Here is an 18,525-nt window from a genome sequence, read left to right on the forward strand (position 1 = left end):
CGCAAGGAATGGCTTATTTTTGGAATAATTTTCTACAATACAGCCATGAAACAGAAACTGGATGCAATAGATCGAAAATTACTGGAGTTGCTCCAAAAGAGCTGCGACTTGCCCATCAACGAGCTGGCCGCCGCCGTGCACCTGACGGTCACGCCTTGCTGGCGACGCATTCAGCGGCTCAAGGATCTGGGCGTGATCTCGCAGCAGGTGGCGCTGGTGGAGCGACAAAAGGTGAATCTGGGGGTGACGGTGTTTGTGGCGGTGCGCACACGTGACCACGACCTGCCCTGGCTGGAGAAGTTTCGGGCCACGGTGCAGGCCATCCCGGAAATCGTCGAGGTCTACCGCATGAGCGGTGATGTGGACTACCTGCTGCGGGTGGTGGTGCCCGACATTGCCGCTTACGACCAGGTGTACAAGCAGTTGATTCGGCAGGTGCCGCTGTCAGATGTGAGTTCGAGCTTTGCCATGGAAGAGCTGAAATACACCACGGCCGTGCCGCTCAATTACGCCGCTGGCTGACGCGACTTGAAGGCCACCCACAGGCCCAAGAGGCCAAACGCCACGAAGCACACAAACGACCAGTTGGCAATCGAGCCGCCCAAAAAGGTCCAGTCGATCTTGGTGCAGTCGCCGCTGCCCTTGAAGATCATGGGAATGGCGCGGTTGATGGGGAAGTTTTCGACCATGCCGTAAAAGTCACGGCCACAGGTCACGATCTCGGGCGGGTACCACTGCAGCCAGCTTTGGCGTGCGGCTGTGAAGGCACCAAAACCCGACACCAGCGCCAGCAGCAAAGCCGACACCGCAAGGCCCCAGCCGCGCACACGCCAGCCCACAGCCGCCACCACCACCACACCGATCAGGGCGTAGCGCTGCACGATGCACATGGGGCAGGGGTTCAGGCCCACCACATGCTGCAAATACAGACCAAAAGCCAGCATGCCGATGCCCGACAAGGCGATCAAGGCCATCCAGCGTGGGGGGGTGATGGTGTTCATGTTCATGGGCAAAGGGGGTTACAAAAACAAACGGGCGCATTGTGCGCCCGAGGGGTGACTGACTGGGTGGGGCAGATCACATGGCCCCATCCCGATCAAGCATTGCACAGCCATGTGCTGCGCATCAGGCGTCGGCAAAGGCCCGCTCAATCACAAAGGCGCCCGGTGTGCTGGTGTTGCCTTCTTTGAGGCCACGTTCTTCGCAGATGCGTTTCAAGTCGCGCAGCATTTCGGGGGAACCGCAAATCATGACGCGGTCGGTTTCAGCATTGAGCGGGGGCAGGCCCAGGTCGGCAAAGAGTTTGCCGTTTTCCATCAACTCGGTCACCCGGCCCTGGTTTTTGTAGGCCTCACGGGTCACGGTGGGGTAGTACAGCAACTGCTTTGTCACCATCTCACCCAGGAACTCGTTGGCGGGCAGTTCTTGGGTGATGTAGTCGTGATAAGCCAACTCGTTGACCTGACGCACGCCATGCACCAGGATGACTTTTTCGAAACGCTCGTAAGTTTCGGGGTCGCGGATGATGCTCATGAACGGCGCCAAACCCGTGCCGGTGGACAGCAAATACAGGTTTTTGCCAGGCAGCAAATAGTCGCACAGCAGGGTGCCTGTGGGCTTGCGGCCCACGACGATGATGTCGCCCACCTGGATGTGTTGCAACCTGGAGGTCAATGGGCCATCGGGCACCTTGATGCTCAAAAATTCGAGGTGCTCTTCGTAGTTGGCGCTGGCAATCGAATAGGCGCGCAAAAGCGGTTTGCCGCTTTCCTGGCGCAGGCCAATCATGGTGAAGTGTCCATTCGAAAAGCGCAGGGCCTGATCGCGGGTGGTGGTGAAGCTGAACAAGCGGTCCGTCCAGTGGTGAACGCTCAAAACGCGCTCTTCGAGAAATGCACTCATTTGATTTGTGTCGGTTTGGGCCGGGGCCAGAGCCCCAATGCCGCTAAGGGATGCTGAAAGCTTGCTACAGTTGCGGCCTGCAAGAACACGAAGATGGCGCGGCCGCTGGGCAACAACGCGTATTTTCGTGGGATTTGTTCACAACTGGAAATACTGAAATTCTATATCCGTATAACCAGCGCTTCTTAAGACTGTTCAAGGCTCAACACCACCATGGCACGCACCGTTCAATGCATCAAACTCGGCAAAGAAGCCGAAGGTCTGGATTTTCCGCCCTATCCTGGCGATTTGGGTAAACGCATTTGGGAGGGTGTGAGCAAGCAAGCCTGGGCCGACTGGCTCAAGCACCAGACCATGCTGGTCAATGAAAACCGCCTGAACCTGGCCGATCTGCGCGCCCGCCAGTACCTGGCCCGCCAGATGGAAAACCATTTCTTTGGTGACGGTGCTGACGCCGCGCAAGGCTACGTGCCGCCTCCTGCGGCTTGATTCGGTCAGTGAGTGCAGCCCATTTAGCTGGGTTATCAGGCGCTACTCCTGCACAACTCCTGCACGCATGCGGTCTGTTGCCCCAACCAAGCGGCATGCCCGAGTGGGCTGACCTGCGCCAATGGCATGTGATGCAGGTAGGTGATGCTGCACACGGTCTGGCCTTTTTGGCCACTTGGCAGGCCTGGCTTCAAGACCCCTGCCGACCTGATCGCCTTTTTTTCAGCGTGCTGGCCAACCGGCCCAGCGCCCTGCAAGACCTGCAAGCCATCGCTCAAAACTATCCGGAACTCGAGGACTTGAGCGCGTCACTCAGAAAGCAGTGGCGGGGCCTGATGCCCGGCACGCACCGACTGGTGTTTGAAGCAGGCCGCGTTCAGCTGACGCTGCACCTGGGCGATCCCGAAAAAACCCTGCGCGAGATGGATGTGGCCGCTGACAGCGTCTTGCTGGGCAGCGTGCCGCACCAAGCCGCCCCGAGCCGCGACACCCACCAAGGCACCACACGCCTGCAAAGGCTGCAAGCAGTCTCTCGCCTGTGCCGCCCAGGCACACGGCTGGCCATGGAGCGGACGAGCGACATGCCATCGGCTGAAGAATGGCTGCAATGCGGCTTTCAACCCCTGCCGCACAAAGATTTGCAAGAAGCCCCCTGCCTGAGCGCCCTGTATGCGCCCGCCTGGCAGCCGCGCAGCCGCCTGCGGCATGCGGCCCCACCGACATCTCGCCAGGCATTGGTGATCGGCGCGGGCTTGTCGGGCTCGGCGGTGGCCCACAGCCTGGCCTTGCGTGGCTGGGCGGTCACCGTGATCGAGCAGGGCAGCGGCCCGGGTGCCGGGGCTTCCGGCCTGCCCGCCGGGCTGACCGCGCCCCATGTGTCGCCCGACGACAACGTGCTCTCGCGCATCACCCGCTCAGGTGTGCGTGCCACGCTGCAACGCGCTGAACAACTCCTGAAACCGGGTGCCGACTGGTCCCCCACAGGCGTGCTGGAACACCGTGTGGAAGGCAAACGCAGCTTGCCCGCAGGCTCGGACTGGCCCGAGGCAGCCCATGAATGGAGCACGCAGGCCACCCCCGAACACCTTCGCCAAGCGGGCTTGGTGCCCAGCGACAACGCGCTTTGGCACAAGCTGGCGGGCTGGCTTCGCCCCCAGACCTTGGTCGCCGCCCAATTGAATACCCCCGGCGTCGTCACCCTGTGGGGCCAGCGCATGGCGCACTTGCAGCGCCTGCCAGACGCATCAGGTGCATCAGATGGGCAGACCCCGCTCACCTCGAACAAATGGCAAGCCTGCGACGCGGCTGGGCAGCCCATTGCGCAGGCTGAATGGGTGGTTTTTTCGGGGGGGTTTGACACCCTGCACATGCTCAACAGCCTGCCGCCGGACGCCGACAAACCCGCCATCCCGTTGAACCCGCTGCGCGGACAAATCAGTTTTGGCGAATTGGCGGGACTGCCCCAGGCCGCCACGCAGCAACTGCCGCCCTTCCCGGTGAACGGCCACGGCAGTTTCATCGCTGGCGTGCCCACGCCTGAGGGGGCCGACGGCTGGTTTATGGGATCGACTTTTGAGCGCAACTGCACCCAGGCCCCCCTTCGGGAAGAAGACCACAGCGCCAACCACAAGCGCCTGGACACGCTCTTGCCCACGCTGAGCGCCGCCATGGCCGGGCAGTTCTCTGCGCCCCAAGTGCAAGGCTGGGCGGGCCTGCGCTGCACCTTGCCCGACCGCTTGCCCGTGGTGGGTCCCATCGACGCCACAACGTGGCCCGGCTTGTGGATCAGTGCAGGCATGGGGGCACGAGGCATCAGTTTGGCGGTCTTGTGTGGCGAAATGACGGCCGCTTTGCTGGAAAATGAGCCTTTGCCCCTGTCGCCTTCCTTGGCGAAATCTTTGCTTGCCGAACGTTTCATAAAACGACAAAATCAACAACGTTAAGACGCCTTGGTCATATTGTTTAATACCTCGGTGTCATCACTTCCAGAAACTGCCCCTCTTCTCATGAATTCCTTGACTGCATCGACCGATGCAACAACCCCACCATGGCCCTGGAGCCCCTCGGACCGGCTGCGCATCGAAAAATGTGCCGCATCCCTGATGCAGCACAACCAAAGCCTGGCGCTGTTTTGCACCTCGTCCGACTTTTTGAGCCACAACAGCCAGATGCTGGTGAACCAACTGACAGCGCAAAACCCAGAGCTCACGGTCAAGTACTTTTCGGGTGAAAAAAGCCAGCCGCTGTTGGCCAAAATCAATGAACGGCTGGCCGATCTGTCAATTGATCTGGCCATGAAGCCCGGTGCCACCGGCACCCCGGTCAAGATCTGGGTGATCGACAAGGCCCAATTGCTGGCGGTACACGAGTTGTCGCTGCTGCAGCGCTTGCTCAAACACTTCCCCAGCTTTGGCGTCGGCTTGATCTTGCTGTTCACGGGTCCCGAACAAGCGCTGCCGCAAAGCCTGGAGCCGGGCACCCGCATCGAAAGCTGGAACATTCCATGGACACCGCCCAGCCAACCCAAGGCCTCGGGTGCAATGAACCTGTCAGGCACCTCGTGGGCGGCAGTGGCCGGGGGGCTTTCGCTCATCGTGGCCGGCTTGACCTGGCAAACACTGGCTCCAGGTGCGGCTGAGAAGGCACCCCGCCAGTCAGCAACGGACATGCCTGCTGCCCCGACAACAGCAGCCTCCGAAGCCACGGCAGCGTCCGAAGCAGGTGCCGCATCTGATGCTATGGCCGCCTCACAACTGCCCACGGCATCCGAGGCTTTGCAACAACAAGTCACGCCCGCAACCGCGGTGACACCCCCAGTGCCCAGCAAAACTACGCCTGGCGCTGCTGAAGCGGCCCTGACTGCATCTGCACAGACCCCAAACAACCAGAGCGCTACGGCCCCATCTGCGGCGGCCAGTCAGGAGCCCCTGCCCAAGGTTGCCGTCAAGGGGCTGCAATGGGTCAACACGCTGCCCAAAGACAGTTTCCTGATCGAACACGGCCAATTCAGCACGGCAAGCAAGGCGCAACAACTGATTCAATCCAAAACCTGGTTGGCCAATGCCCGGATCGTTCCCGTGTACGAACGCGATCAGGGTGCCCTTCAGTTCAGCGTACTCACCGGCCCATTCAGGTCACAAGAGCGCGCCCAGACCTTCAAATCACGCCAGGAACTGCCCAGCACCAGCAAAATCCGCTCCCGAGCCAACGTCCTGGCAAACAGCCAAGCCCCGGGCAGCAAAGCCAAACAGGCGGAAAAAAACCGCTGAGCCTTGGCCCGCAAGGGGCTCATCCAAGCCCCCCCATTGGCGTCCTCCTGCACCCAAGCCTGCCCGCGCCAAGCCCCTCACAACCACAGGACGGCCCTGTCAGCCCTCGCACAGCGCAACAGGGCCGTCTGCAATACCAGACCTGAATACACACACCCAGAGGGTTGGCGGGTGTGCGCAAACGCCATCTTTATAAGCCCATGGAATATATACCCAACTAAAAAATCGTTTGTTTTGGCATAAAGCGCGCTTAAAGTCGCCCCCATGGTTGATTTGGCTTATGTCTTTGCAGGTTTTTTCGTGGGCACCATCGTGGGCCTGACGGGGGTGGGTGGCGGCTCCTTGATGACGCCGATCTTGATTTTTTTCTTTGGTGTCAAGCCCTACATGGCCGTGGGCACCGACTTGCTGTTTGCGGCTTTCACCAAACTGGGCGGCACCGTGAGCTTTGCCCGCCAGCGCATCGTGCCCTGGCGCGTGGTGGGCTTGCTCAGTGCGGGCAGCATTCCGGCCTGCTTGGTCACCCTGGGCTTTTTGCATGGGGTGGGACCGGCCTCCCCTGAGATTCAGTCGCTGATGACCAGCACTTTGGGCGTGGCCCTGCTGCTGACAGCGGCAGCCATGCTCTACAAGGCCGTGCGTGGCAAGCAAGTGCCTCGCCACCTGGCCGCAAGCGACGAAGCCCATGCCAGCACCCCACGCCACTGGAGCCTGCCGGTGGTGTTCGGTGCCCTGATTGGCACCTTGGTCACCCTCACCTCGGTCGGCGCAGGTGCCATTGGCGTCACCGTTTTGCTCTTGCTTTACCCCATGCTTCCCCTGCCGCGCATCGTGGCGGCCGACATCGCTTATGCCGTGCCGCTGACGCTGGTGGCGGGCTTGGGCCATGCCTCATTGGGGTCTGTCGACTGGCCTTTGCTGGCCAAGCTGCTGGCGGGATCACTCCCCGGCATCTGGCTGGGCTCGCGCCTGACTCACCACACGCCCGACCGCGTGATCCGTTCCTTGCTTTCCGTCTTGCTGGCCTGGGCTGGCACCAAACTCGTTTTGATCTGAAGAAGAACCCTCATGTACCAATACACCGAATTTGACAAACAGTTCGTGCGCGCCCGCGCTGCTCAACACCGTGACCAACTCGAGCGCTATCAGGCCGGGCAACTCAGCGGCGATGAATTCAAGCCCCTGCGCCTGCAAAACGGCTGGTACGTGCAGCGCTACGCCCCCATGCTGCGCGTGGCCGTGCCCTACGGCGAAATCTCGGCACCCCAGCTCAAAGTGCTGGCCCAAATCGCCCGCGAGTACGACACGCCCGACGCCGCCCTGCTGGCCGAAGCCCAGGCCACACAAGACAAAATTGCAGGCTTGGCCCCTAAGCTGACCACCAACTACGGTCACTTCACCACCCGCCAAAACGTGCAGTTCAACTGGATTCCGCTGTCCAAATCGGCCGAGGTGATGGACCTTTTGGCCAGCGTGAACATGCACGGCATCCAGACCAGCGGCAACTGCATCCGCAACACCACCACCGACGAGCTGGCCGGTGTGGCGGTGGACGAAGTGGTCGACCCACGCCCCTACGCAGAGCTGATCCGCCAGTGGAGCACGCTGCACCCCGAATTCGCCTTTTTGCCGCGCAAATTCAAGATCGCCATCACGGGTGCCCAAGAAGACCGCGCTGCCATTGGCTGGCACGACGTGGGCCTGCAAATGGTCAAGAACGCCGCGGGCGAAGTGGGCTTCAAGGTGCTGGTGGGCGGCGGCATGGGCCGCACGCCTGTGGTGGGCACGCAGATTCGCGAGTTCCTGCCCTGGAACCAGATCATGAATTACCTCGAAGCCGTGATCCGCGTGTACAACCGCTGGGGTCGCCGCGACAACCTGTACAAGGCGCGCATCAAGATTTTGGTCAAGGCCGAAGGCCAGCGCTACTTTGACGAAGTCGAAGCCGAGTACCAGGACATTCTGGTCAAGGACGGCGGGCTGCACACCATCCCGCAAGCCGAATTCGACCGCGTGGCCGCCTGCTTTGCGGCACCGGCGCTGAACCTGCCTTCAGATCAGGGTGAGTGGGCAGCTAAAGCCGAAGCCGATGTCAGCATCGAAGCCGCCAAAACGCCCGCTTTTTCACGCTGGTTGGCGCAAAACGTCAAGCCGCATCAAAACCCGGCCCTGCGTGCCGTGAGCCTGTCCTTCAAGCGCGTGGGCCAGGCACCGGGCGACGCCACCGCCGACCAGCTCGATGCCGCTGCGGCGCTGGTGGCCAAATACTCCGCTGGCGAAGCCCGCGTGACCCACACCCAAAACCTGGTGCTGCCCTGGGTGCGCCTGGACCAGCTGCACGCCCTGTGGCTCGAAGCCAAAGCGCTGGGCCTGGCCCAGCCCAACATTGGCCTCTTGACCGACATGATCGCCTGCCCCGGCGGCGATTACTGCGCTTTGGCCAATGCCCGCTCGCTGCCTTTGGCCGCCGCCATCACCGAGCGCTATCAAGACCTGGACGAGCTGAACGACCTGGGTCACATCGACTTTCACATCAGCGGCTGCATCAACTCCTGCGGTCATCACCATTCAGGCCACATCGGCATTTTGGGCGTGGACAAGGACGGCAAGGAGTGGTACCAGGTCACGCTGGGCGGCTCGGACGGCAAAGACCTGTCAGGCCCCACCGTGGCGGGCAAAGTGGTCGGGCCTTCGTTCTCGTCGTTTGAAGTGCCTGATGTGATTGAAGCGATTTTGGACACCTACAAGGCCCTGCGCACCAGCCAAGGCCACAAGGCCGAAGCCTTCATCGACACCCTGCGCCGCGTGGGGCAAGACCCATTCAAGGCAGCAGCCAATGCCGCCCGTCACCCCGCCGAGGAAACCACCGTCTGAAACCCTCCCTGTGTAGGAGCTTGACCTGCAAGCGATAGACCCAAGCACAGCCATGGCCATGGCCAGCAGGCTGGCTCCTACAAAAGACACGACGGACCTCACCCAAGAACAAGGACTCTGTAGGAGCTTGCCCTGCAAGCGATAGACCCAAGCACAAGCAACGCCAGCAGGCTGACTCTACAACACAAGCAAACGACCATGAAAATCATTTCCGCCCAAGAACACCAAGCTGTTGAATCGCCTGTGGTCCTCACACTGGCCAACGACGCCGATCCTCGCACCCTCGACCTGAAAGGTGTGACGCGCATCGATCTGCAGTTCCCCAAATTCACCGACGGCCGCGCCTACAGCCAGGCCTTTTTGCTGCGCCGCCGCCTGGGCTTTGCGGGCGAGTTGCGCGCCACAGGCGACGTGCTGATCGACCAGCTGGTGCAGATGCAGCGCACCGGTTTTGACGTGGCCGTGCTGCGCGAGGGCGTGGACGCCTCGGCAGCGCAGCGCCAGTTTGAGCGCTTTGCCGGGTTTTACCAAGGCTCGGCTGTCGAAACGCAACCGCACTTTGCCAAAGCCGCCTGACACAGACCCTGTAGGAGCTTGACTGCAAGCGATGGCGCGCAGAGACCACCTCCACCTTGATCGCCAGCAGGCTGGCTCCTACAACGCAAGACCATGACCTCTTCCTTGATCTCCTCCCGCAACACCCCAGCCAAAGCCACAGAGCTGCACGCCAAGGCCAGCCCCGACTTTGCCGCCAAGTTGGCCGAAACGCAGGCGCTGCTGCAACGCGCTGCCGCCGAATTTGCGCCTGTGACCCAAGCCTCCAGCCTGGGTGCCGAAGACGTGGTGATCACCCACCTGATCAACCGTCTGCAGCTGGGCATCCCGGTCTTTGTGCTCGAAACCGGCGCGCTGCACACCGAAACCCTGGCCTTACTGGAGCGCACCCAGGCGCATTCGCGCGCACCCATCAAGGTGTTCCGCCCGGTGCCCGAATCGGTCATCCAGTTCGTGCGTGAAAAAGGTCAGGACGCGATGTACCAGAGCATGGACTTGCGCAAGGCCTGCTGCGGCATCCGCAAAATGGAGCCGCTGGCCCGCGCCTTGACGGGCCAACGCGCCTGGATCACGGGTCTGCGTCAGGAGCAATCCAATGCCCGCGCCGAAGTGCCCCTGCTCGACACCAGCGAAGAAGCCTCCAAAAACCTGGCCAAGTTCAACCCGCTGGCCAGGTGGACCTGGGGCGACGTGTGGCACTACATCGCCACGAACCAGGTGGACTACAACCCCTTGCACGACCAGTTTTTCCCGAGCATCGGCTGCGCCCCCTGCACCCGCGCCATCAGCCTGGGCGAAGAGTTCCGCGCCGGGCGCTGGTGGTGGGAGGACGAAGCGGCCAAGGAATGTGGCCTGCACGTCAAAAAGTGAGTCCCCGTAGGTCGGCGGCTTCAGCCCCGACATGCATGGACCGCGTAGGTCGGCAGCTTGAGCTCCGACATGCAAGCTTGGTTACCAGACAACGTCGGGGCTAAAGCCACCGACCTACAAAGACATCTACGAAAAGCCAAACATGACCGCAATCACCCCAACCGAACTGCACACCCTGAGCAATGCTCACCTCGACGCGTTGGAAGAAGAAACCATCTTCATCCTGCGCGAAGTCGCCGCCGCTTTCGAGCGCCCCACCCTGCTGTTTTCGGGCGGCAAGGACTCGCTGGTCATGCTCAAGTGCGCCGAAAAAGCTTTTGGCGCGGGGCGCATTCCGTATCCCCTGCTCATGATCGACACCGGCCATAACTTCACTGAAGTGACCGACTTCCGCGATTCACGGGCTAAAGAACTGGGTGCCGAGCTGATCGTGCGCAGCGTCGAAGACTCCATGAAAAAAGGCACCGTGCGCCTGGCCCACCCGGGCGAGAGCCGCAACGTGCACCAGTCGGTCACACTGCTCGAAGCGATTGAAGAGTTTCGCTTTGACGCGCTGATTGGCGGTGCCCGCCGCGACGAAGAAAAAGCCCGCGCCAAGGAACGCATCTTTTCCCACCGCGACAGCTTTGGCCAGTGGCAGCCCAAGGCCCAGCGCCCCGAGCTGTGGACGCTGTTCAACCACAAGTTGCAATCCGGCGAGCACTTTCGCGTGTTCCCGATCAGCAACTGGACCGAGCTGGACGTGTGGCAATACATCGCCCGCGAACGCATTGCGCTGCCGTCGATCTACTACACCCACAAACGTGAAGTGGTGGACCGCCGTGGCCTGTTGGTGCCGGTGACCGAGCTGACACCGCCCAAAGACGGCGAAGAAGTGGTGGTGCGCGACGTGCGTTTTCGCACCGTGGGCGACATCACCTGCACCTGCCCGGTGGAGAGCACAGCCGCCACGCCTGAGCAGATCGTGATCGAGACGCTGGCCGCCGATGTGAGCGAACGCGGGGCCACGCGCATGGACGACAAGACGTCCGAGGCTTCCATGGAGAAGCGCAAGAAAGATGGGTACTTCTGACACGCGCTCTTCGTCATGGCGAGCAAAGCGTGGCCATCCAGCATCTGTGCAAGGTCAAAGACCCATGGATCGCCACGTCGCTTCGCTCCTCGCGATGACGGGCTTTAGCCAAACCTGACAGCTACTTTTTTCACGATCCAGGACAAAAACATGAAGATCCCCAATCAAGCCAGCGCCCTCAAATTCATCACCTGCGGCTCGGTCGACGATGGCAAGAGCACGCTGATTGGCCGCCTGCTGGTCGACACCAAGGCCGTGCTGCAAGACCACTTGGCGGGCGTGCAGCGCTCAGGCGAAACCGATTTGGCCCTGCTGACCGACGGTTTGAGCGCCGAGCGCGAACAAGGCATCACCATCGACGTGGCCTACCGCTACTTCAACACCGAAGCGCGCAAATTCATCATCGGCGACGCACCCGGCCACGAGCAGTACACCCGCAACATGGTCACGGCCGCATCGAGTGCCGACGCCGCCGTGGTGCTGGTCGACGCCATCAAGCTCGACTGGGCCAACCCCGACCTGCAGCTGCTGCCACAAACACGCCGCCACTCGCTGCTGGTGAATCTGCTGCGCGTGCCCTCCATCGTGTTCGCCATCAACAAGCTTGACGCCGTGGCCGATGCCACCGTGGCCTACAAAAATATCTCAGGCGCATTGAAGCAGTTCGCCAAAGAAGCCGGGATCACGGTCGCCGCCATGGTGCCCGTGTCGGCCCTCAAAGGCTGGAACGTGGTGACCACCGAGAACCATGACCAAGCTGACTGGTGCGGCTACAGCGGCCCCAGCCTGCTCAGCATCCTCGAAGACCTGCCGGTCACGCCCGCTGAGACCGATGTGGCCTTCAGCTTCCCGGTGCAGTGGGTCGAAAAGTTCCATGACTCCGGCGTCACCACCCAGGGCCGCCGCGTGTTCTGGGGCCGCGTGGCCACCGGCAGCGTCGAGCCAGGCCAGACCGTCAAGGTCTTCCCGAGCGGCCAAACCGCCGTGGTCTCGCAAGTGCTGTCGGCCACTCGCCAGCCGCAAGGCAAGGCCGCCGGCCACAGCGCAGGCATCGTGCTCGACCGAGAAGTGGATGTGTCGCGTGGCGACTGGCTTTTGGCGGAACACGGCAGCCCCGAAGGCCAGCGCCAGCTGAGCACCACCATCGCCTGGATGGACGACGAGCCTTTGGTGGCCGGTCGCCTGTATTGGGCGCTGCATGGCCACCGCTGGGTCAAGGTGAAAGTGCAGCGTGTGGTGCACCGCCTTAACGTGAACACTCTGGCCGAGGAAGATGCCACCGAGCTGCCCCCCAATGCCATCGGCCATGTCACGCTGGCCCTGCAAGAGCCGCTGGCTACTCTGCCCTTTGCCCAGTCGCGCATTTTGGGCGCACTGGTGCTGGTGGACACCGCCAGCCACAAGACCTCAGGGGCTGTGCTGGTGGTTTGATTCACCATCGTCCCTGTCGTGAGCAGGGGTTCGCCTCCAGAGGGAGGCCAACGATCTCCTTTAAAATCCGAGCTTCCGCGCCAATCCCTCCGCGCTACTCCATTTTCCGAGTCCATCATGACCCACGTTGTTTCCGAATCCTGTATCCAGTGCAAATACACCGACTGTGTGGACGTTTGCCCTGTGGACTGCTTCCGCGAAGGCCCCAACTTCCTGACCATCGACCCCGATGAGTGCATCGACTGCGCCGTGTGCATCCCCGAGTGCCCCGTCAACGCCATCTACGCTGAAGAAGACCTGCCGGCCGACCAACAGCACATGACCCAACTGAACGCCGAGTTGGCTTTGCTGCCTGGCTGGAAAAGCATCACCAAGCGCAAAGCGCCCCTGCCAAGCGCTGATGAGTGGAAAGACAAAACCGGCAAGCTGGCTGAGTTGATCCGCTGAACGGCAGCGCACATGCGCTGACCGTTTGCCCAGCCCCTTCAAACATGGGGCTGATTTTTCGGCCATTTTCTTCAAGTCCCTCCCATGACCCAGGCCCCCATCAAGACTGAAGCACTGGTCATTGGCGCAGGCCCAGTGGGTCTGTTTCAGGTGTTTCAGCTGGGTCTGCAAGGCGTGCACTGCCATGTGGTCGACGCCCTGCCCCATGTGGGTGGCCAATGCGCCGAACTGTATGCGGGCAAACCGATTTACGACATCCCGGGCATCCCGTTTTGCACCGGCCAGGACCTGGTCGAGCGCTTGCAGCAGCAAATGGCGCCCTTCAAACCCACGCTGCACCTGGGCCAGCAAGTCACCCACATCGAACGCCAAGCCGACCAGCGCCTGGCCATCACCACCGATGGCGGACAACACTTTCTCACCTCCACCTTGTTCATTGCGGCGGGCGTCGGCGCTTTTGTGCCGCGCCGCATGGTGCTCGATGGCCTGAGCGCTTTTGAAGGCACGCAGGTGTTTGCCGAACACCCTGCGCCCGAGCGCTGGGCAGGACACCACTTGGTGGTGGCCGGTGACGGCGACACCGCCTTGCAAACCTGCCTGGATGCCATGACAGGCCCGCAAGCCGCAGCCAGTGTCACCCTGCTGCACCGGCGCGACCAGTTCAGCGCCGCGCCCGAATTGACCGAGCAAATGCGCCAGGCCTGCGCCCAAGGCCGCATGCGCTTTGTGGCCGGTCAGCCCACCGGCCTGAAGGTGGAGCAGGGCCGCCTGCAAGCACTGGAACTGCTCAACCCGCAAGGCGAAGCCCAATGGCTGAGCCTCGATGTGCTGCAAACCTGTCTGGGCCTGTCGCCCAAATTGGGGCCTGTGGCGCAATGGGGCCTGGCCATGGAACGCAAGCAACTGGTGGTCAACACCGAAAACTTCGGAACTTCGGAGCACGGCATCTTTGCCGTGGGTGACATCAACACCTACCCCGGCAAAAAGAAACTCATCCTCTGCGGCTTCCACGAAGCCACGCTGGCTGCTTTCGGCGCGTTGGCCTTGCTGCGACCGACTGAAAAAACCTTGCTGCAATACACGACCACGTCTACGCTGCTGCACCAACGATTGGGCCTCGTCTGAGCCCCTATCGATTCGGCTCGCTGAAGTTTTCAAGGCTCAATGATGCTGTAGGTCGGCGGTCGAAGACCCCGACATAGGCCTGTGCACAAACCCATCATGTAGGACTCTGCGAGTGGCGACCTGCGAGATGACATGGCTCACACATTTCAAACTTCAGCGTACCGGATCCACAAGGCGCCCCAAGCCCCCCACTCGCTGCAAATCAGTAGCCCCCTGATTCAACCCAAGTGCTTGCCCGCCTCGCGGCGGCTCAGACCCGACAGTTTCTCGGCATGCTGCGTCAGAAAAGCGCGCACGGCATCGGGCTGGTTTCGCGCATGGTCACGCAAGGCCCAGCCCACGGCTTTGCGGATGAAAAAGTCTGTCTCGGAGGCCAGGGCCAGCGCGTAACGGAACAAACGCGCCTGATCGGTCTGCGCCCGCCAGCCCAGCTGGTGCAGCATGGCCACACGGCGCACCCACAGGTGGGGGTGGACCAGAGCATCGTCCATGTGCCGCTGCACATCAGGGTCGCTGGCCTTGGCCCGCAGCACCACATCGCCCACCACACCGGCCAGCCCATCGACCGTGTCCGACCATGAATCGGTCTGCACCAGTTGCAAGATACCCGGCAAGGCGCTCACATCCAGCCGTTTGTGGTGTTTGGCCAGCAGGTCGATGGCGGTGTATCGGAACTCACGCTCGGGCAGTTGCCACAGCGCTTGGGCCAGCGCCAGCAGCTCATCGGCTGTGCCGGTGAACTTGGGCAAGCCTATGAATGCATGTTTCAGCGCTTCGCGACGAGGGCCTGCGGGAACGCCCAGAAACTCGAACTGACCGAGCATATAGGCCTTCATGGGCACGGCTTGCTGCGCATCGGCTTGTGCACGCAAGGCCGCTTCGATGGGCGGCAAGCACATTGAAACAAAGAGCTTGGCCATGACTCAGGCCTTGGACATTGCGGTTTCAATGTCCTGCGCGCTTGCAGGCCGCACCAGCCGCCCCACTTCCTGCCCATCGCGCAGCAGCACCAGCGTGGGCCAAAGCTTGACGCGGTAGTGGCGGCCCAGCGCACGGCCAGGGCCGTCTTCGATTTTGAGGTGCTGCCACTGCGTGGGCGTGAGGGTGGGCGTGGCCAAAGCCTGCGCGATCAGGGGCTGGGCAGCGCGGCAGTGACCGCACCATTCGGTGCCAAATTCCAAGAGCGCAAGGCCAGGCAGCGCCTGCACTTCGGTCAGGCTGGGGGCCTCAGTGGCGCTCATAGAGGGTTTGAAAGGGCTCATGAATTCACCTCGGTGGTGTTGGGGGAGTGTTGGAGGGGGTGCTGAACAAACGGGACACATTGGCCCGCAGCCACTGCAGGCAGGGGTCTTTGTCAAAGCGGGCGCTCCAGTGCATGGACACGGTGAAGTCGCGCAAGGGCAAATCGGGCTCGATGATGGCCAACTCGCCCGCCTGCGCAAAGCCTTGCGCAAAGTTGCGGGGCATGAGCACCGCCAGATCGCTGCTGCGCACAATGCCGGGCAGAGACAGGAAATGGCTCACCGTCAGACGCAGGCGGTGCTGCCAGTGCATCAACTCCAGAATGCGCAGCGTGTCGGCGTGCGTGCGCACGGCGGCAAACTCCAGCTCGGCCAAGACCACCAATGCCGCCTCAGGCGTGGTCTGATGCGCTTGCAGCTGGCTCCAACGCCCTGCCACCGGGTGGCCCTGGCGCATCAACACCACATAGCGGTCGCTCAGCAAGGGCTGTTGCAAGGTGTCACTCACCTCGGGCAAAAACCCCATCGCCAGATCCAGCTGGCCGTTGTCCAGCGCGGGGGCAATTTGGTCGTGCGGCAGCGGCCTGGCTTCGAGCCGCATGCCCGGCGCGTGGTGCTGCAGCGCCAACACGAGCTCGGGCAAAAAACGCGCTTCACCAATGTCGCTCAGGTGCACGCGCAGCACGCGGGCCGAGCGCTGCGGGTCAAACACCTGCGAGACATTGAGCGCATCTTCAATGGTGCCCAGCGCCAATTGCACCGCTTGCGCCAGCCGGTCAGCCCGCGGCGTGGGCCGCACGCCCGCACCACTGCGCTCAAACAAAGCGTCACCTAACACGGCCCGCAAACGCGCCAGGCCCTGGCTGGCCGCTGGCTGCGACATGCCCAGCTGCTGCGCGGCCAGGCTCACGCTGCGCGTGCGCCAGACCGCGTCAAACAAACGCAAGAGGTTCAGATCCAGGTCTTTGATATTCATTCAATGCATACCGTTTATTCAGAATATTTTATGCACTTATACGTAAGATGGTCTTTGACCCTTGAACGCGGGCACAACAACGCAAGGAGCGTGCTTTGGAAGTTTCATTTCACGAAGAAATCAAGGCCCTGCGCATGGGCGCGGGCGAGGTCTTTCATGGCGAAGGCATTCTGGCCATCACCAAGGGGCTGCTGCAGTCGGGCGTGAGCTATGTGGGCGGCTACCAGGGCGCACCGGTCTCGCACTTGCTCGACGTCATGGTGCAGGCCAAACCCTATATGGACGAGCTGGGTGTGCATGTGGAGGCGTGTTCCAACGAAGCGTCTGCTGCGGCCATGCTGGGCGCGTCCATCCACTACCCGATTCGCGGTGCGGTGACCTGGAAGTCGATTGTGGGCACCAACGTGGCGGCCGACGCGCTGTCCAACCTGTCGTCTCCCGGTGTGACGGGCGGCGTGCTGATCGTGGTGGGCGAAGACTATGGCGAAGGCGCGAGCGTCATTCAAGAGCGCACACACGCTTACGCGCTCAAGTCGGGCATGTGCCTGCTCGATCCCAGGCCCGAGTTGGGCCAGATGGTCAACATGGTGGAGCACGGTTTTCGGCTGTCTGAAGCGTCCAACATGCCGGTGATGATGGAGCTGCGCATCCGCGCCTGCCATGTGCGCGGCCAGTTTGTGGCCAAGGACAACCAGGCCCCCAAACTCTCCAAAAAACACCTGATCGACGAACCCGCAGGCTTCAACTACATGCGCCTGGCGCACCCGCCTGTGACCTTTGCGCAAGAAAAACGCAAAGTCGAACACCGCTTGCCTGCTGCCCGTCAATACATTGCCGAGCAGCGCCTGAACGAACACTTTGAAGGCAGCACCCACCGCCACCTGGGCCTGATCGTGCAAGGCGGTTTGTACAACACGCTGATGCGCACCCTGCAGCAGTTCGATCTGGCCGATGCCTTTGGTGTGACCAGCCTGTCGGTGCTGGTGCTGAACGTGACCTACCCGCTGGTGCCGGGTGAATTGGTGAATTTCTGCAAGGACAAATCGGCCGTGCTGCTGCTCGAAGAAGGCCAGCCCGAATACATCGAGCAAGAGCTTGCGCTGATGCTGCGCCGCCTTGACCTGCAAACCCCGCTGCACGGCAAAGACATGCTGCCCTCGGGTGGTGAGTACACCGCCGAGGTCATGGCCCAGGGCCTGCTTAAATTTCTGGACCGCCACCAAGCCGATGCTGTGCCCGAAGCCACACGGCAATGGCTGGCCACCAATGGCGAACGCCGCCAGCAAGTGCAAAGTCTTCTGGGCAGCCCCTTGCCTGCGCGGCCACCGAGCATGTGCATTGGCTGCCCCGAACGGCCGGTGTTCTCGGCCCTGAAGTTGGCCCAGCAAGATGTCGGCCCGGTGCACATTTCAGGCGACATCGGCTGCCATGCCCTGGCTACTTTTGAGCCGTTTTCGGTGGGCCACTCCATCCTGGGCTATGGCATGAGCCTGGCCAGCCGGGCGGGTGTGTCGCCCCTCATGAAGCGGCGCGTATTGTCGGTCATGGGCGACGGCGGTTTTTGGCACAACGGCTTGCTCACGGGCGTGCAAAGTGCGCTGTTCAACGGCGACGACGCGGTGCTGCTGATCTTTAAAAACGGCTACACCTCAGCCACCGGCACGCAAGACATCATCAACACGCCCACCGACATCGCCAAAGAACTGGCGGGCGACAAGCGCCAGAGCATGGTGCACACCAACCAGACCATCGAGTCCACCCTCAAAGGCCTGGGCGTGCAGTGGCTGCGCACGGTCCACACCTACGAAGTGAGCCACATGCAGGCGACGCTGACCGAGGCCTTCACCACCGAGTTTCAGGGCCTGAAAGTCATCGTGGCCGAAGGTGAATGCCAGCTCGAACGCCAGCGCCGCATCAAGCCCTGGCTGGCTTCGCTGCTGTCCAAAGGCAAGCGGGTGGAGCGCGTGAAATACGGCGTGGACGAAGATGTGTGCAACGGCGACCACGCCTGCATTCGCCTGTCGGGCTGCCCCACCCTCACGCTCAAAGACAACCCCGACCCACTCAAGGTGGACCCGGTGGCCACCGTGATCGACGGCTGTGTGGGCTGCGGCCTGTGCGGTGAAAACGCGCATGCGGCCACGCTGTGCCCGTCCTTTTACCGGGCCGAAGTGGTGCAAAACCCCAAGCTGCACGAGCGCCTGTGGGCCCGCTGGCAAGGCCTGGCCACACGTTGGCTGCAACCCGCTTGATTCGCCCCATTCAGAGACACAC

At 61.9% G+C, this 18,525-nt stretch carries 18 protein-coding genes; 13 read left to right on the forward strand and 5 right to left on the reverse strand.

What is annotated here, in order from left to right; translation table 11 throughout:
- Nucleotides 1–45 precede the first annotated feature (45 nt).
- A complete protein-coding gene (locus H663_RS31645) occupies nt 46–522 on the forward strand; it encodes an Lrp/AsnC family transcriptional regulator (RefSeq protein WP_053175013.1) in 477 nt (158 codons plus the stop codon).
- Here H663_RS31645 and H663_RS31650 read toward each other — a convergent pair.
- Together H663_RS31650 and H663_RS31655 are read right to left on the reverse strand one after the other, a co-directional pair.
- Nucleotides 507–1,013, reverse strand: coding sequence for a disulfide bond formation protein B (locus H663_RS31650; RefSeq protein WP_053175010.1), 507 nt, complete (start codon nt 1,011–1,013; stop codon nt 507–509). The genes H663_RS31645 and H663_RS31650 overlap by 16 nt on opposite strands.
- A 112-nt stretch (nt 1,014–1,125) precedes the next feature.
- Nucleotides 1,126–1,902 (reverse strand): ferredoxin--NADP reductase, encoded by a 777-nt coding sequence (locus tag H663_RS31655; RefSeq protein ID WP_053175007.1) that lies wholly within the window; start codon nt 1,900–1,902, stop codon nt 1,126–1,128.
- Between the two features lie 213 nt (nt 1,903–2,115).
- Here H663_RS31655 and H663_RS31660 point away from each other — a divergent pair, with 213 nt between their 5' ends.
- From H663_RS31660 to H663_RS31710, 11 genes are all read left to right on the forward strand, one after another.
- Complete coding sequence (locus H663_RS31660; protein WP_053175004.1) at nt 2,116–2,391, forward strand: oxidative damage protection protein; 276 nt, start codon at nt 2,116–2,118, stop codon at nt 2,389–2,391.
- Nucleotides 2,392–2,486: 95 nt separating this feature from the next.
- Nucleotides 2,487–4,334 (forward strand): FAD-dependent 5-carboxymethylaminomethyl-2-thiouridine(34) oxidoreductase MnmC1, encoded by a 1,848-nt coding sequence (mnmC1, locus tag H663_RS31665; RefSeq protein ID WP_116695861.1) that lies wholly within the window; start codon nt 2,487–2,489, stop codon nt 4,332–4,334.
- Nucleotides 4,335–4,397: 63 nt separating this feature from the next.
- Nucleotides 4,398–5,660, forward strand: coding sequence for a hypothetical protein (locus H663_RS31670; RefSeq protein ID WP_053175001.1), 1,263 nt, complete (start codon nt 4,398–4,400; stop codon nt 5,658–5,660).
- 264 nt (nt 5,661–5,924) lie between these two features.
- Nucleotides 5,925–6,716 carry a sulfite exporter TauE/SafE family protein gene (locus H663_RS31675; RefSeq protein ID WP_053174997.1) on the forward strand — a complete coding sequence of 264 codons (792 nt, stop codon included), beginning with the start codon at nt 5,925–5,927 and terminating at the stop codon, nt 6,714–6,716.
- A 12-nt stretch (nt 6,717–6,728) separates the two neighbouring features.
- Nucleotides 6,729–8,534, forward strand: coding sequence for a nitrite/sulfite reductase (locus H663_RS31680; RefSeq protein WP_053174994.1), 1,806 nt, complete (start codon nt 6,729–6,731; stop codon nt 8,532–8,534).
- Nucleotides 8,535–8,732: 198 nt separating this feature from the next.
- Entirely contained in the window at nt 8,733–9,110 is a 378-nt protein-coding gene (locus H663_RS31685) for a DUF934 domain-containing protein (RefSeq protein ID WP_053174991.1), read from the forward strand.
- 93 nt (nt 9,111–9,203) lie between these two features.
- On the forward strand, nt 9,204–9,959 hold the full coding sequence (locus H663_RS31690) for a phosphoadenylyl-sulfate reductase (RefSeq protein ID WP_053174988.1): 756 nt from the start codon (nt 9,204–9,206) through the stop codon (nt 9,957–9,959).
- Nucleotides 9,960–10,101: 142 nt separating this feature from the next.
- Nucleotides 10,102–11,031, forward strand: a complete 930-nt coding sequence (cysD, locus tag H663_RS31695) for a sulfate adenylyltransferase subunit CysD (RefSeq protein ID WP_053174985.1) — start codon at nt 10,102–10,104, stop codon at nt 11,029–11,031.
- A 150-nt stretch (nt 11,032–11,181) separates the two neighbouring features.
- The gene (locus H663_RS31700) at nt 11,182–12,462 is read left to right on the forward strand and encodes a sulfate adenylyltransferase subunit 1 (protein ID WP_053174981.1); all 1,281 of its coding nucleotides are present in this window, start codon (nt 11,182–11,184) and stop codon (nt 12,460–12,462) included.
- Nucleotides 12,463–12,579: 117 nt separating this feature from the next.
- The gene (fdxA, locus tag H663_RS31705) at nt 12,580–12,909 is read left to right on the forward strand and encodes a ferredoxin FdxA (protein ID WP_053174977.1); all 330 of its coding nucleotides are present in this window, start codon (nt 12,580–12,582) and stop codon (nt 12,907–12,909) included.
- An 84-nt stretch (nt 12,910–12,993) separates the two neighbouring features.
- Nucleotides 12,994–14,034 carry an NAD(P)/FAD-dependent oxidoreductase gene (locus tag H663_RS31710; protein ID WP_053174974.1) on the forward strand — a complete coding sequence of 347 codons (1,041 nt, stop codon included), beginning with the start codon at nt 12,994–12,996 and terminating at the stop codon, nt 14,032–14,034.
- A gap of 218 nt (nt 14,035–14,252) precedes the next feature.
- On the opposite strand, the gene H663_RS31715 is transcribed toward H663_RS31710, so the two are convergent.
- From H663_RS31715 to H663_RS31725, 3 genes are read right to left on the reverse strand one after another with little or no spacing between them, the layout of a single operon-like run.
- Nucleotides 14,253–14,954, reverse strand: coding sequence for a DNA alkylation repair protein (locus H663_RS31715; protein ID WP_240620503.1), 702 nt, complete (start codon nt 14,952–14,954; stop codon nt 14,253–14,255).
- Nucleotides 14,955–14,957: 3 nt separating this feature from the next.
- Entirely contained in the window at nt 14,958–15,296 is a 339-nt protein-coding gene (locus H663_RS31720; RefSeq protein WP_053174971.1) for a thioredoxin family protein, read from the reverse strand.
- A 4-nt stretch (nt 15,297–15,300) separates the two neighbouring features.
- Nucleotides 15,301–16,251, reverse strand: coding sequence for a LysR family transcriptional regulator (locus tag H663_RS31725; protein WP_053174970.1), 951 nt, complete (start codon nt 16,249–16,251; stop codon nt 15,301–15,303).
- A 95-nt stretch (nt 16,252–16,346) separates the two neighbouring features.
- On the opposite strand from H663_RS31725, the gene H663_RS31730 reads away from it, so the two are divergent.
- Nucleotides 16,347–18,503: a thiamine pyrophosphate-dependent enzyme gene (locus H663_RS31730; RefSeq protein WP_053174967.1), complete on the forward strand. Its 2,157-nt coding sequence runs from the start codon at nt 16,347–16,349 to the stop codon at nt 18,501–18,503.
- The last annotated feature ends 22 nt before the right edge of the window (nt 18,504–18,525 follow it).

The sequence above is a fragment of the Limnohabitans planktonicus II-D5 genome (assembly GCF_001270065.2).
In the GTDB taxonomy this organism is placed as follows: domain Bacteria; phylum Pseudomonadota; class Gammaproteobacteria; order Burkholderiales; family Burkholderiaceae_C; genus Limnohabitans_A; species Limnohabitans_A planktonicus.

Excerpts from the sequence above, each read along its gene's own strand:
- H663_RS31645 (WP_053175013.1), top strand. The coding sequence starts at position 46 with ATGAAACAGAAACTGGATGCAATAGATCGAAAATTACTGGAGTTGCTC.
- H663_RS31655 (WP_053175007.1), bottom strand. The coding sequence starts at position 1,902 with ATGAGTGCATTTCTCGAAGAGCGCGTTTTGAGCGTTCACCACTGGACG.
- H663_RS31660 (WP_053175004.1), top strand. The coding sequence starts at position 2,116 with ATGGCACGCACCGTTCAATGCATCAAACTCGGCAAAGAAGCCGAAGGT.
- mnmC1 (WP_116695861.1), top strand. The coding sequence starts at position 2,487 with ATGCCCGAGTGGGCTGACCTGCGCCAATGGCATGTGATGCAGGTAGGT.
- H663_RS31670 (WP_053175001.1), top strand. The coding sequence starts at position 4,398 with ATGAATTCCTTGACTGCATCGACCGATGCAACAACCCCACCATGGCCC.
- H663_RS31675 (WP_053174997.1), top strand. The coding sequence starts at position 5,925 with ATGGTTGATTTGGCTTATGTCTTTGCAGGTTTTTTCGTGGGCACCATC.
- H663_RS31680 (WP_053174994.1), top strand. The coding sequence starts at position 6,729 with ATGTACCAATACACCGAATTTGACAAACAGTTCGTGCGCGCCCGCGCT.
- H663_RS31685 (WP_053174991.1), top strand. The coding sequence starts at position 8,733 with ATGAAAATCATTTCCGCCCAAGAACACCAAGCTGTTGAATCGCCTGTG.
- H663_RS31690 (WP_053174988.1), top strand. The coding sequence starts at position 9,204 with ATGACCTCTTCCTTGATCTCCTCCCGCAACACCCCAGCCAAAGCCACA.
- cysD (WP_053174985.1), top strand. The coding sequence starts at position 10,102 with ATGACCGCAATCACCCCAACCGAACTGCACACCCTGAGCAATGCTCAC.
- H663_RS31700 (WP_053174981.1), top strand. The coding sequence starts at position 11,182 with ATGAAGATCCCCAATCAAGCCAGCGCCCTCAAATTCATCACCTGCGGC.
- fdxA (WP_053174977.1), top strand. The coding sequence starts at position 12,580 with ATGACCCACGTTGTTTCCGAATCCTGTATCCAGTGCAAATACACCGAC.
- H663_RS31710 (WP_053174974.1), top strand. The coding sequence starts at position 12,994 with ATGACCCAGGCCCCCATCAAGACTGAAGCACTGGTCATTGGCGCAGGC.
- H663_RS31715 (WP_240620503.1), bottom strand. The coding sequence starts at position 14,954 with ATGGCCAAGCTCTTTGTTTCAATGTGCTTGCCGCCCATCGAAGCGGCC.
- H663_RS31720 (WP_053174971.1), bottom strand. The coding sequence starts at position 15,296 with ATGAGCCCTTTCAAACCCTCTATGAGCGCCACTGAGGCCCCCAGCCTG.
- H663_RS31725 (WP_053174970.1), bottom strand. The coding sequence starts at position 16,251 with ATGAATATCAAAGACCTGGATCTGAACCTCTTGCGTTTGTTTGACGCG.